The sequence below is a fragment of the Solwaraspora sp. WMMD406 genome, from assembly GCF_029626025.1.
In the GTDB taxonomy this organism is placed as follows: domain Bacteria; phylum Actinomycetota; class Actinomycetes; order Mycobacteriales; family Micromonosporaceae; genus Micromonospora_E.
The window spans coordinates 2,106,701-2,120,471 of the sequence record NZ_JARUBF010000001.1; the positions used below are offsets into that span (position 1 = coordinate 2,106,701).

Consider the following 13,771-nt stretch of genomic DNA (forward strand, 5'->3'; position numbering starts at 1 on the left):
ACCGAATCCCGGCGGCCTCCGGTGACGATCCCGTACGCCCACACCCGTGCCCGCGTCGCGCGGCGATGCCGCATGCCCGCGTCGCGCGTGTCGACGAACTCGAACAGCGAACAGACGAACGCGAACAGACGAACGCGAACAGAGGAGAGACCGGCATGACCTACAACCAGGTGCACCCGAAGAGCCACGCGGTCGAGGTCATCGACCGCAGCGAGACCTTGGCCAGGATGAACGACGCCCTGGAGATCGACTTCACCAAGACCGCCGTCGTACAGATCGACATGCACGTACGGCAGATCGACAAGGACTGGTCGTCGTTCCCGCAGAACGTGGCCGACCGGATCCTGCCGAACGCCGCCGCGTTCCTGGACGCCGGCCGCGAACTCGGGTTGCCGGTCATCCACGTCATGGTCTACCAGCGCCTCGTCGAGCGGGGCATGCAGCCGCGCACCTCGATCGTGCAGAGCACCGGCCGGCCCGGCACGCCGTACGGCCTGGCACCGAAGCCCGGCTACCACCCGGACGCGCCCGAGGGCTACTTCGAGTGGGACGTGATGCCGATCCTGGGGCCCAAGAAGGGCGACTACATCATCAACACCAAGCGGCAGATGACCAGCAGCTTCCTGTCGACCGACGTGGAACACCTGATCCGCTGCCTCGGTGTCGACACGTTCTTCGTCGTCGGCATCAACACCAACAACTGCGTCTCCAACTTCTCGTTCGACGCCTACAACCGGATGTGGACGCCGATCATCGTCACCGACGCCGTGGGCTCCACACACGGCAAGGACCTGCACGAGTTCGCGCTGCAGAACTACGCCCGCACGATCGGTTTCGCGATGTCGTCCGACGAGGCCGTCGAACGGCTCTCCGCCGCCAAGGCCGCCGCCGGTGTCCCGCCGATGGCCAGCGCCTGACCGCACGCTCAGCCGTACGCCAGCCGTACGCCAGCCGTACGCCCAGCCGATTCCCCGACAGATCGAAGGGACCACCTCATATGCTCACCGGACCTACCATCGACGTCTACGACCGTACGGAGTTCCTCCAGGTCATCAACGACGCCGTACCGATCGTCCCGGCCACGGCCGCGGTCGTGACGGTCGAGATGACCAACCGCCGGCTCACGCCGACCGCGCCCTTTCCGCCCGGCGTACGCGACGACCTGCTCGCCAACACCGAGAAGCTGCTGACCCTGGCCCGGGAGAGCGGCACCGCGGTCATCCACGTCCTGTCGGCGCTGCGGCCGGTGGAGGCGCAGGCCAGCGCCGACACGCGGGTCAACCGGGCGTGGGCCGCCATCGGCGAGTCGCCGAGCCCGTACGGCCCGGTGCCCGACGAGTCGGTCGACGTGCAGGACGGCACGTTCCAGCCGGACTTCGCGGTCTCGGTCGCCGACAGCGACTACATCATCAAGACCAAGAAGTCCCTGAGCGCCTTCTACCAGACCGACCTGGAGTGGCTCACCAAGGCGCTCGGCGTGGACACGCTGATCCTCGCCGGGGCGAACACCAACGCGGACATCCAGTCCACCGCCTACGACGCCAGCTGCAAGGCGTACAAGGTGATCACGGTCAGCGACTGCGTCGCGACCTGGTTCGGTGAGGACCTGCAGGAGCTGGGGCTTCAGCAGCTCGGCCGCTGCCAGGGCTGGGTGCTCAGCCTGGAGCAGCTCGCCGCCAAGCTCACCGTCACCCCGACACCGACGGAGGCGCTGACATGAGACGGACCACGATCGGGTGGCGGATCGCGGCTCCGCTGGCGGCGGTGTCGCTGACGCTGGCCGCCTGCGGTGGCGGCGGGGACGACGCCGAGGCGGCGGCACTGCCGGAAGAACTCGCCGTGGCGTCGACCGTCGACATGACCGACGAGGAGTACGCCGAGTATCTGACCAAGTTGGAGGAGGCGTCGAAGGCCGAAGGCGGTGTGCTCAGCTACTACTTCAGCGCCCCGGCGGCGGCCGCCGAGAACCAGATCAACCTGTTCATCGAGCAGTATCCGTGGGTGGAGCTGGAGTACACCTCGGGCGGCACGCTGGAGCTGATCGAACGGATCATCACCGAGAACGCCGCCGGTCGACCCAGCGCGGACGTGCTGCAGGGCGGTCCGTTGGAGGACAACACGTTGTGTCGGGACGAAGGTCTGTGCCTGGAGTACGACCCGCGTGGTGAGGCCGGTCTACCGGCGGATCGTCAGTATCCGGACTGTGTCTGCTCGGTGGCCGACTTCTTCACCTTCCACATCGTCTACAACACCACCAAGGTGACCGCCGCCGAGGCGCCGAAGACGTACGAGGATCTGACCGATCCGAAGTGGAAGGGCCGGTTCGGCATCAACATCGACCAGCTCGACTGGTTCGCCGGGATGCTGGCCGAGATGGGCGAGGAACCGGGGCTGGAGTTGATGGAGGCGATCGCCGCCAACGAGCCGGTCGTGTACGCGGGCGCGGACGGGCTGGAGAAGCTCGCGGCGGGTGAGTTCGACCTCGCGCTGCCGCAGAGCGCGACCCGCACGATCCGGGACATGATCGCCGACGGGGCACCACTGGAGATCGTCACCACGCCGGTGACCATCGCCCAGCCGGACATGTACTTCGCGCTCAAGAACGCGCCGCATCCGGCCACCGCGCGGCTGTACATGGAGTGGCTGATGAGCGACGACTGGCAGAACAAGGTCGCCGAAGCCGTCGTGAAGGTGCCGATCAAGCCGGACGCGCCGATTCCCTCGTCGGCGGAGGGGATTCTGGAGGCCGAGCTGTTCTTCGAGACCACCGACAACTTCGGTGACTACGAGACCCGCGTCGAGCAGCACCAGTCGATCTTTGTGACGGGCTGATCGACATGACCACCCTTGTGGAAGGCCAGGCGCGATTCCTCGCTGGCCGTTTCACCCGGTTGTCCGCTCTGCGGAGGGTGCTGTCCCTCCGTGGAGCGGTCTACGGCCTGGTCCTGATCATCCTGCTGGCCCAGGTGGCGCTGCCGATCGCCATCCTGCTGTTCACCAGCTTCAAGGACGCCCGGCCCACCGACGCCGACTTCTTTTCCCTCACCTTCACCCTGGAGAACTTCCGCGACGCGTTCGCCTCCGGTCGGCTGCTGAGCGTCACCTGGACGACGGTGCAGTTCGCCGTCGGTTCCACCCTCGTGGCGCTGGTGTTGGGCACGTTCCTGGCCTGGATCGTGGCCCGGACGAACGTGCCGTTGCGCAACGTCGTGGGCGTGCTCACCATCGTTCAGATGGCGGTGCCCGGGATTCTCGTCCCGGTCGCCTGGACGTTCCTGGCCAGCCCGAACATCGGGGCGATCAACGTGGCCTGGCGCAACATCACCGGCACCGAGGGCACCTTGTTCAACGTCTATTCGATGCAGGGCCTGATCCTGGTCAACGGTCTGACCATGGTCCCGATGGTCTACCTCTTCGTGGTCACCGTCTTCTCCTCGATGAACTCCTCGCTCGAGGAGGCCGCCGAGGTGTCCGGGTCGTCGAAGGCGCGGGCCGTGCGGGACATCTCGCTGCCGCTGGCGGCACCCGGCATCGCCGCCGTCGCGATCATGGCGCTGATGCGCGCCTGGGAGGCGTTCGAGATTCCGTGGTTCCTGGGCGTCAACGAGAAGATCTTCACGTACGCCTCGGAGATCTACCTGCGGACGAGCACGCCGCCGAGCAACGTCGGTCTCGTCTCCACCTACGCGGTCTTCATGCTGGTGGGCGCGGTGCTGATGATCTGGTGGTACGACCGGTTCAACCAGGCGGGGGAGCGCTACGCCGTGATCAGCGGCAAGAACTTCTCGTCGGTACGGATGGACCTGGGCCGGTGGCGGATTCCGGTGGCGGTCCTCGCCTTCGCCGTACTGACGTTGGTGATCCTGCTGCCGCTGCTCATGCTCCTGTGGATGTCGCTCAACCCGTTCTTCCGCCAGTTCAGCTGGGAGGCCGTCACGTCGCTGTCGCTGGAGTCCTACGTGTCCGCCGTGCAGGCACCGAACATCCTGCAGGGCTTCGGTAACAGCCTGCTGGTCGGCGTGCTCGCCAGCATCGGAGTCCTCACGCTGTCGACCCTCGCCGCCTGGTATTCGGCCCGGCGGATGGCCGGTGGCCGGCTGCTCTACCTGCTGACCTCGGTGCCGATGGCGCTGCCCAACGTGATCGTCGGGGTGAGCTTCCTCTGGATCTTCCTGATCATGCCGTTGCCGATCTACTCGACGCACTGGGCGCTGGTGATCGCGTACATCACGTTGATCATCGCGGTGGTGTCCCGTCTGGTCAGCGCCCGGATGCTGCAGATCAGCTCCGAGTTGGAGGAAGCCGCCCAGGTGGCCGGGGCGAGCTTCATGCGGGCGATCTGGACGATCGTCGTACCGCTGCTGTCGCCGGCGCTGCTCGCGGGCGCGCTCATCACGATGGTGATGAGTTTCCGTGAGCTGCAGACCACGCTCTACCTGGCGGGTCCGCAGACCCGTACGGCGGCGGTCGTCATGTTCGACATGGCCGGCGACGGACAGTTCTCCACCGTGGCCGCGTTCGGCATCGTGACGTTCGCCATCCTGCTCGTCGGTCTCGTCGGCTACAACCGACTCAACGCCCGGATGGGACTCGAGGGCGGCCTCTAGGCCGCCCTCGGGCCCGGGCCCGTCACCCTCCGCAACCCTTCAGTGAGGACGCATGACCACCACCGCCGCTCTGCCGCTCACCGACCGCGACTACCCCCGGTTCTCCGACGCCGAGTTCGCGCGTCGCGACGCCGCGATCCACACCCGGATGGACGCGCTCGATCTGCAACTCGTCGTCGTCTGCGGCCGGGGCGGCCGTGACCCGAACGTGCTGTACGTCAGCGACTGGTGGTCGACCCGGGAGGCCTGGGTGCTGTATCCGCGCCACGGTGAGCCGACGATGCTGATCCAGCTGTCGAACCATCTGCCGCTGGCCCGGCGGATGTCCCGGTTCCCGGACGTACGGTTCGGCGGGTCCGCACCGACCGGTTCGGTGGACACCGTACCCACCTTGATCGAATGCCTGCGGGAACGCGGCATCTCGACGGGCCGGGTGGGGCTGGCCGGGACCGTCACCTGGCGCGACCACGCCCGCCTCACCGCGGCGTTCCCGGCGGTGGAATGGGTCGAGTTCGGCGGGCAGCTGGCCGACCAGCGCCAGATCAAGAGCGCCGAGGAGCTGGAGCGGCTGGTGACGTCGGCGCGGATGTGCGACGCGTCGGCGATGGCGATCGCCGAGCAGGCCCGGCCCGGCATGACCGAGCACGAGGTGGCCCGGATCATCGAGGACAGCTACCTGGCCGACGGCGGGATCAACGGGATTCACTTCATGGTCGCCACCCAGATGTCGGATCCACGCGGCGGCGTCCCGTGCCAGCACCAGTCCGACCGCCGGCTACGGGTCGGCGACGCCCTGGTGGCCGAGCTCAGCACCAACTACGCCGGCTACTCCGCCCAGGTGCTGCGCAGCTACACGATCGGCGCCGATCCGACGCCGCTCTACGCCCAGCTGCACAACGTCGCGCTGGAGGTCTTCGACGCGGTCTCCTCGGTGATCCGGCACGGCTCGACGGTGTCGGACATCCTCGACGCGGCGGAGCTCGCCCAGCGGCGGGGCTTCACGATCTACGACGACCTGGTGCACGGCTGCGCCCAACTGCCGGCGATCGTCCGGACCCGCCAGACCTACCGGGGCGAGCCGGAAGGGTTCGTCTATCAGGAAGGGATGTGCCTGGTCGTCCAACCGAACGTGGTGACCGCGGACGGGCTGGCCGGCGTGCAGTACGGCGAGATGTTCCGGGTCACCGCGTCCGGCCTCGAATCGCTGCACTCGGTGCCGCGCGAGTTCTTCCGGTGCGGCTGACGGCGTGACGACGACCGACAACCAGGGACGGACGGAGCGCGGGCCGGTCCGGCGGCGCCTGGTCATCGACATCACTCCGCTGCGCGAGTCGCCGGACTACCGGCGGCTCTGGACCGGGCACGCCATCGCGATCATGGGCACCCAGATGACCCGGGTCGCCGTGCCCTACCAGGTGTACGTGTTGACCGACTCGACGCTCATGGTCGGCCTGGCGAGCCTCGCCCAGCTCATTCCGCTGATGATCTGCTCGTTGTTCGGCGGGTCGGTGGCGGACGCCGTCGACCGGCGCAAGCTGTTGCTGATCACCGAGGGTCTGCTCGCCGTCGTCGTCGCCGGCCTGGCGCTGCTCGCGCTGCTGGACAGTCCGCCGATCTGGGGCATTTTCGTCCTGGTGGCGATCTCGGCCGGGCTTTCCGCGTTGGAAGGTCCGGCCCGCAGCGCCTCGGTCGCCGGTCTGGTCCGGCGGGAGATCCTGCCGTCCGCCTTCGCGCTCAACCAGACCCTCACCCAGGTGGGCGCGATCGTGGGGCCGGCGCTCGCCGGTGTCGTCATCGCGGCGCTCGGGCTGTCGACGACGTACGCGTTGAACGTCGTCACGTTCGGCCTCTCGATCCTGGTGCTCAGCCGGATGCGGCCGCTGCCGCCCGCGCACGCCGTCACCAGACCGGGGCTCAGGTCCGTGATCGAAGGACTGACCTACCTGCGGAGCAAGCCGGCGGTGATGGGGTGCTTCCTGGCCGACGTGAACGCCATGTTCTTCGGCATGCCCCGGGCGCTCTTCCCGGCGATCGCCCTCGACCAGCTCGGTGGCGACGCCGTGACCGTCGGCCTGCTGCACGCGGCCCCCGGCGCGGGCGCCCTGATCGGTGCCCTCACCTCGGGCTGGGTGGGGTCGGTGACCCGACACGGGCGGGCCGTGATCGTCTCGATCATCGTCTGGGGTCTGGCGATCGCGGGGTTCGGCCTGTCGCACTGGCTGCCGCTGACCCTGGCGTTGCTCATGGTCGCCGGTGTGGCGGACGTGGTGTCGGCGGTGTTCCGCCAGACGGTGCTGCAGCTCAGTGTTCCGGATCACCTGCGTGGCCGGCTCTCGGCCGTGCACATCGGCGTGGTCACCGGAGGTCCGCTGCTCGGCGATGCCCGCGCCGGGGCGACGGCGAGCATCACCAGCCCGGCGTTCGCGATGGTCTCGGGTGGTCTGGCCAGTGCGGTCGTCATGGCCTTCCTGGGCTGGCGGTTGACGGCGCTGCGCCGATGGACGCTCGCCGACGCCTACACCGAAGACGAGGACAAGGTCGAGCCCAAGGTCGGTGGCGGACGCGAAGGCGGACGCCGAGAGGAACGAACCTGACATGGTGGAGTACGCGGAAGTCCGCCAACTCCCAGTCTCGCCTCGACTCTGTAGAATCGAGGCGTCAGTGGGCGCGCTACCCGGTGTGCCACGGTGCGGGGAGACACGGTGCGGGCAGAAACGAGGGCAGGACAGTGGTGATCGGGGACCACGAGGTGACGTCCTTCGCCGGGATCTCAGGAACCGTCCACGAGCGCGTCCGGGACTGGATGCGCTCGGCGATCGTCAGTGGAACGCTCAAGCCGGGATCCCGGATCGTCCAGATCGACATCGCGCGGATGCTGGGGGTCAGCCCGACCCCCGTACGCGAGGCGATGCGCGACCTCGCCGCCGAGGGCCTGATCAAGGTCCACGCCCGGAAGGTGGCCACGGTCACCGCGATCGACGCCAACGAACTGCGCGACATCCGGCTGCTGCGCGAGACCCTCGAAGCGTTGGCCGCCCGCCTCTGCGCGGAACGGATCACCGACGACGAGCTGGCCGAAGCCGAACGGATGCAGGAAGAGATGGAACGCGATCCGGACCTCGGCAAGTACGTCGAGCTGAACCGGGCGTTCCACGTGTTCCTCTACCACGCGGCCCGCTCGCCCCGCCTCACCCAGATGCTGTTGTCGTTGCGGACCGCCACACCCGGCATGCTCTCGGTCGCGTTCACCCGCTCCAAGGAGCGTCGTCTCGACGGACTCGACGAGCACCGACGCTTCCTCAAGGCCTGCCGGGACCGGGACCTCGACGCGGCGGAGACGATCTTCCGGACCCACTCGTCGGTCGCCTTCGACGAGATGGAAGCGTTCCTGGAGCACCGGCCGATCGACTGAGGCGGCATCCGTACCGGCTGCGGACGCAGCCGTACCGCCGGCCCTGTCCGTCCCACCGACCACGCCGGCCCGGCCAGCCCCATGGTGCGCGACCGGCGGGAGCCCAGCGGTGACCGGCGACGAGGCCCGTCCCCCCGCCCGGACCCGGCTGGCCGGGGCCGTCCCACCGCTGCTGGTCTTCTTCAACCCGCTCACCCAGCTCGCGTACATCCCGATCTCGGTGGGCCTGGGTCGCAGCCTCGACCTCAGCCCGGCGCAGATCGGCATCACCATCGGCGTGCACAGCGTGGCCACCGCCGCCGCCGGCGTGTTCGCCGGCCCGCTGCTCGACCTCGTACCGGTCCGTCGGATTCTCGTGCCGGGCATGATCGTCAACACGGTCGTGTCGATCCTGCTGTGCCTCTACCAGAGCTACGCCGTGCTCACCGCCGGGCGGCTGCTCACCGGCTTCGCCAGCGGCGCCATCGCCCTCTGCGGCCAGGCACTCGTCGCCGACCTGACCCGGGGCGACCCGAAGGCCCGCGACCGGGGCTACTCGATGCTGCAGACCTTCGTCAGCATGGGCGCCGCCTCGGCACTCGCCCTCGGCGCGTTCGCGGCCGCCCTGGACCGCCCGGTCCTGGTCTTCGCGGTCGGCGCCGGCTACGCGACGATCCTGCTCGGAGTCGTCGTCGTGGCCCGGCTGGGGCGCGAGCACCCACCCGCCACGCACGCCGCCGACGTCGCGTTCCGCCGCCGGATCGTCCTGACCGGGGCGGCGATCCGGGCGATGCTGCGGGAACGGCGACGCCAGTGGCTGATCCTGTCCAGCATCGGGATCGGGGTGATCATGCAGGGCAGCCATTTCGGCGTCAGCGTGCTGCTCGACCGCCTCTCCGACGACCTGAGCACGCTCGCCCGGGTCGGCGTGTCGATCCTCATTCCCTGCGGCGTGTTCACCGGCAGCTTCATCAACCGGATGTCGCTCAAGCGGATCACCCGCGAGCAGCTGTTCACCCGGCTCTACCTGGTGATCCCGCTCGCGGCCACCGCCTACGCCGTGGTGGCTCTCGCGGCGTTGGATGTGGGCGCCGTCGCGCTGACGCTGGTCCTGCTCGGCACCTGCCTGGGTGCCCTCATGCCGCTGTCCATGGCGATCAGCGTCAACTGGAACCCGGAGCTACGCGCGAGCGCCGCCGCCACCGAGACACTCTCCCGCAGCGTCGGCCAGACCACCGGCCCGATCGCGGTCGGCGTGCTGGTGGCCCTGGGCGGGGTCAGTACGGTCGGTCTGGTCGTCGTCGCCGCCACCGTCCTCGGGCTCGCCGCCTCCCGCAACATCTTCACCGCCAGGGCCTGACCCGCCCCCATGCGGAAAGGTACCGATCGGGAGGTTCCTTCGGAAACAGGGCCGACCGCCCTGGCCGGACGTACGCTGCGAGGAGTGGTGCCACTCCGCTTCACCGGTCCGCGTGCCGACCCGACGGCACGGCCGCGCTGGCCGTCGAGTCGCACCGTCGCAGCGACAGGTCGTGCCGTACGACCGGAAGGAGCCGCGTCACCATGCCCGACACCACCCGTACCATCGATCTGTTGATCGGCGGGAAATGGACACCCGCCGCGTCAGGTGCGACGACCACCAAGGTTCGCAACCTCGACGGCACGCCGCTGTCGGAAGTCGCCGCCGCCGGCCGTTCCGACGCGGCGGCGGCCGTCGACGCGGCCGCCGCCGCCAAGGCCACCTGGGGAACCTGGCCGCCGGGGCAACGACGCGAGGTACTGCTACGCGCCGCCGCGTTGCTCACCGAACGCGGCGACGACATCGTCCAGACGATGTCCCGGGAGACCGGTGCGGTACTCGGCTGGTGCCACTTCAACCTGCAGCTCGCCACCGGCATGCTCGCCGAGGCAGCCGCGCAGACGTACGGCATCGTCGGTGAGGTCATCCCGTCCGACGTGCCCGGCCTGACCGCTCTCGGCGTCCGTCAACCGGTCGGCGTGGTCGTCGGCCTCGCCCCGTGGAACGCGCCACTGATCCTCGGCATGCGCGCCGTCGCGCTGCCGCTGGCGTACGGCAACACGGTGGTGCTCAAAGCGAGCGAGGAGTCCCCGGCGACCCATGTGGCGATCGTCGCCGCCCTGCACGACGCCGGCATGCCGCCCGGCGCGATCAACGTGATCACCAACGCGCCCGCCGACGCCGCCGACATCGTCGACGAGCTCATCTGCCACCCGCAGACCCGCTGTGTCAACTTCACCGGTTCGACCTCCGTCGGGCGGATCATCGGCGAGAAGGCCGGCCGGCACCTGAAGCGCACCGTCCTCGAACTCGGCGGCAAGGCACCGATGCTGGTGCTGGCCGACGCGGACATCCCGGCGGCCGTCCGCGCCGCCGCGTTCGGCTCCTTCATGAACCAGGGCCAGATCTGCATGTCGACCGAACGGATCGTGGTGGACCGGACGGTCGCCGACGAGTTCTGCGACCAGTTGGCCGCCCACGCCAGCCGGCTGACCGTGGGCGACCCGCTCGACCCGTCGACCCAGCTGGGACCGATGGTCCACCAGCGGGCCGCCGACCACGTCGCGTCGCTGGTCGCCGACGCCGAACTGCACGGCGCCGAGGTGCTCACCGGAGGACAGGTCGACGGCCTGTTCTATCCACCCACCATCGTGCGCAAGGTGACCTCGGGGATGCGGATCTACAGCGAGGAGTCGTTCGGACCGGTTCCCGAGGAGCAGCTGACCTCGACCTCGACGTCGAGGGTCGCCGGCGACCGGGACGGCCACCCCGGACAGTCGCCGCGGTGATCGAGGTGGACGGCGTCGACGAGGCCGTCCGGATCGCCAACGACACCGATCTCGGCCTGGCCAGCGCCGTGTTCAGCCGCGACGTCGCCGGTGCCCTGCAGGTGGCGCGCCGGATCGAGGCCGGGATCTGCCACATCAACGAGACGTCCGTGCACGACGAGCCGCAGATGCCCTTCGGCGGGGTCAAAGCCAGCGGCTGGGGACGGTTCGGCTCCCGAGCGGCGCTCGCCGAATTCACCGACCTGCGGTGGATCACGATCTCGCCGTCGGACCGGCAGTACCCGATCTGACGTGGTGGTGCTCCGGTGGTGGCTCCACCAGGAAAGGAGGACGACAGGCAGATGACCGACCAGCTGACCGACGCACTGCGGACGCTGGAGAGCGGCGGAAGTCGTACCTCCAAGAGGATTCCACGGGCGACCGAGGGCACCGTCCGTCTGGACGTGACGGACGCCGCCGGAACCGTCATACGACAGTGGTTCGTCGTCATGGAGAACGGAACGGTCCTGGTCCGCGAGGCCGATCCGGACCGGCCCCAGCAGCGGCTCGTGCCGGACGCGGTGCTGCGTACCGACGACGAGATGTTCGAGCGACTGGCCAGGGGCGAGGAACGGTTCGTACCGCTGTTCTTCCGTAACGCCCTCGTGGTCGAAGGTCAGCTGGGGTTGGTGGACCTGCTCACCAGGGTGCTGTTCGCCGGACCGTCCGCCGCCCATCACCCCCGGGACTTCGTCCACCGACAAGCCGAAGCCTCATGATCGACAAGACGCTCAGCATCCTGGACGGAAACACGTTCCTCGTCACGGACGTGCGCGGCGACGTCGTCATGTCTCCCGACTTCCCGACCGGCCTGTTCTCGTTCGACACCCGCTTCCTGTCGACCTGGGTGCTGCGCGTCAACGGCGAGCGGCTCAACCCGCTGTCCCGCAGCGACCTGCACTTCTTCGAGACCCGGTTCTTCCTCGTCCCCGGCCGGCCCACCCACTACGTCAATGCCAAGATCTCGGTCATCCGCGAGCAGTCCATCGGCGCGAACTTCGTCGAGCGGCTCGTGGTCCTCAACCACGACATCGAACCGGTGGACGTCTCCGTCCGGATCGACGTGGACGCCGACTTCGCCGACATCTTCGAGATCAAGGAACATCAGCCGAAACGCGGCGTCCGGTCGGTGTCCCGGGGCGACCGGCGGCTGCACCTACGGTACGAGCGGGACACGTTCCGCCGGGACACCATCGTCTCCAGTGACAAGCCGGCCACGGTAGACGACGGCGGCATGACCTTCGACATCCGTCTCGAACCACACGGTCGCTGGGACGCCGAACTCCAGGTGGAGCCGATCATCAACCGGGGCGACGGCGGCTCCGCCAGCGTCTGGGAGGCCTACCGTGGCCGGATCCGACCACAGGTACGCGAGGAGCTGGAAAACTGGATCGACCGTGCGCCCCGCCTGGCTTCCGACTACGAGCCGCTGACGACAGCGTACAAACGCAGCCTGTACGACCTGGCCGCGATGCGCTACGCGTCGCTGACCGCGACCAGCCCGATCCCCACCGCCGGGCTGCCCTGGTTCATGACCCTCTTCGGACGGGACAGCATCTTCGTCAGCCTGCAGACGCTGCCGTTCGCCCCCACCCTGACCCCGCCCGTGCTGCGCCTGCTGTCGACGTTGCAGGGCACCGTCTTCGACGACTTCCGGGAGGAGGAGCCCGGCAAGATCCTGCACGAGTTCCGGTACGGCGAGTCGGCGGCGTTCGAGGAGCAACCACACTCCCCGTACTACGGATCGGCCGACGCCACCCCGCTGTTCGTCATCCTGCTCGACGAGTACGAGCGGTGGAGCGGCGACGTGCAGACCGTCCGCGACCTCGAACCACAGGCCCGCGCGGCACTGAACTGGATCGACGAGTACGGCGATCTGTCGGGCAACGGCTACGTGTCCTATTGGCGGCGCAACACCCGCAACGGCCTGGAGAACCAGTGCTGGAAGGACTCCTGGGACGCGATCTCCTACCGGGACGGCCGGCTGCCCGCCCTTCCCCGGGCGACCTGCGAGCTGCAGGGGTACGCCTACGACGCCAAGGTGCGCGGGGCCCGGATGGCCCGCGAGTTCTGGAACGACCACGTGTACGCCGACCAGCTGGAACGCGAAGCGGCGCGGTTGCGGGAACGGTTCAACCGCGACTTCTGGCTCGAAGAGGAGGGATACTACGCACTCGCGCTCGACCCGGACGGCAAGCCGGTCGACGCGCTCGCCTCCAACATGGGGCATCTGCTCTGGAGCGGCATCGTCGAGCCGGAGCGGGCCCGATCGGTGGCCGATCATCTGCTCGGGCCACGCCTGTTCTCCGGGTGGGGGGTGCGGACCCTGTCCACCGCCGAACTGCGGTACAACCCGGTCGGCTACCACGTGGGCGCGGTCTGGCCGTTCGACAACTCGATCATCGCCTGGGGCCTGTCGCGCTACGGCTTCCGGGACGAGGCCGCCCGGATCGCCGACGGCATGATCACCGCGTCGGGATACTTCGACGGGCGGCTGCCGGAGGCCTTCGCCGGCTACGAGCGGAGCCTCACCGGATATCCGGTGGAGTATCCGACAGCGTGCAGCCCGCAGGGCTGGTCGGCGGGGGCGACCCTGCTGCTGCTCCGGACGATGCTGGGGCTGAGCCCGTATCCGGACCATCTCGCCGTCGACCCGTACCTGCCCGCGTCGGTGGGTCGGATCGAACTTCTCGACGTGCCGGGGCGGTGGGGACGCGCCGACGCGTTCGGTCGGCGCATCCATCGCGGCGACGGTCACCGATCCGAACCGATCGCCCGGCTCACCCAAGGCGACTGAGCCGGGCTCACCCAGAGCGACCGAACGGTCAGGGGCGGGCCACCGAGGGGGTCCCGCTCGTGTCGTACGGGGTCCGGGCACGCGGATCGTCGGACGTACGGGCGGTCGCCGCGACGTCGGCCCAGTCCC

12 protein-coding genes are annotated in these 13,771 nt (G+C 68.9%); all 12 read left to right on the forward strand.

The features are described from left to right. The first annotated feature begins 155 nt into the window (after positions 1-155). The 12 genes from O7632_RS09680 (at position 156) to O7632_RS09735 (ending at position 13,642) form a co-directional block, all read left to right on the forward strand. Entirely contained in the window at positions 156-917 is a 762-nt protein-coding gene (locus O7632_RS09680; protein WP_278113285.1) for an isochorismatase family cysteine hydrolase, read from the forward strand. Between the two features lie 80 nt (positions 918-997). After that, on the forward strand, positions 998-1,720 hold the full coding sequence (locus O7632_RS09685) for a cysteine hydrolase (protein ID WP_278113287.1): 723 nt from the start codon (positions 998-1,000) through the stop codon (positions 1,718-1,720). Further along, the gene (locus O7632_RS09690) at positions 1,717-2,832 is read left to right on the forward strand and encodes an extracellular solute-binding protein (protein ID WP_278113288.1); all 1,116 of its coding nucleotides are present in this window, start codon (positions 1,717-1,719) and stop codon (positions 2,830-2,832) included. The genes O7632_RS09685 and O7632_RS09690 overlap by 4 nt, the downstream gene beginning before the upstream one ends. A gap of 5 nt (positions 2,833-2,837) precedes the next feature. Further along, complete coding sequence (locus O7632_RS09695) at positions 2,838-4,607, forward strand: iron ABC transporter permease (RefSeq protein WP_278113290.1); 1,770 nt, start codon at positions 2,838-2,840, stop codon at positions 4,605-4,607. Between the two features lie 52 nt (positions 4,608-4,659). Beyond that, positions 4,660-5,850, forward strand: coding sequence for a M24 family metallopeptidase (locus tag O7632_RS09700; protein WP_278113292.1), 1,191 nt, complete (start codon positions 4,660-4,662; stop codon positions 5,848-5,850). 4 nt (positions 5,851-5,854) lie between these two features. Further along, entirely contained in the window at positions 5,855-7,201 is a 1,347-nt protein-coding gene (locus O7632_RS09705; RefSeq protein ID WP_278113294.1) for an MFS transporter, read from the forward strand. 134 nt (positions 7,202-7,335) lie between these two features. Beyond that, entirely contained in the window at positions 7,336-8,019 is a 684-nt protein-coding gene (locus tag O7632_RS09710; protein ID WP_278113296.1) for a GntR family transcriptional regulator, read from the forward strand. 109 nt (positions 8,020-8,128) lie between these two features. Continuing rightward, positions 8,129-9,358, forward strand: coding sequence for an MFS transporter (locus O7632_RS09715; protein ID WP_278113298.1), 1,230 nt, complete (start codon positions 8,129-8,131; stop codon positions 9,356-9,358). A gap of 203 nt (positions 9,359-9,561) precedes the next feature. Next, complete coding sequence (locus O7632_RS09720; protein WP_278113299.1) at positions 9,562-10,806, forward strand: aldehyde dehydrogenase family protein; 1,245 nt, start codon at positions 9,562-9,564, stop codon at positions 10,804-10,806. After that, complete coding sequence (locus O7632_RS09725) at positions 10,803-11,096, forward strand: aldehyde dehydrogenase family protein (RefSeq protein WP_278113301.1); 294 nt, start codon at positions 10,803-10,805, stop codon at positions 11,094-11,096. Before O7632_RS09720 ends, O7632_RS09725 begins: the two co-directional genes overlap by 4 nt. 51 nt (positions 11,097-11,147) lie before the next feature. Continuing rightward, positions 11,148-11,564, forward strand: coding sequence for an SCP2 sterol-binding domain-containing protein (locus O7632_RS09730; RefSeq protein ID WP_278113303.1), 417 nt, complete (start codon positions 11,148-11,150; stop codon positions 11,562-11,564). Next, positions 11,561-13,642 carry a glycogen debranching N-terminal domain-containing protein gene (locus O7632_RS09735; protein ID WP_278113305.1) on the forward strand — a complete coding sequence of 694 codons (2,082 nt, stop codon included), beginning with the start codon at positions 11,561-11,563 and terminating at the stop codon, positions 13,640-13,642. The genes O7632_RS09730 and O7632_RS09735 overlap by 4 nt, the downstream gene beginning before the upstream one ends. Positions 13,643-13,771 lie beyond the last annotated feature (129 nt).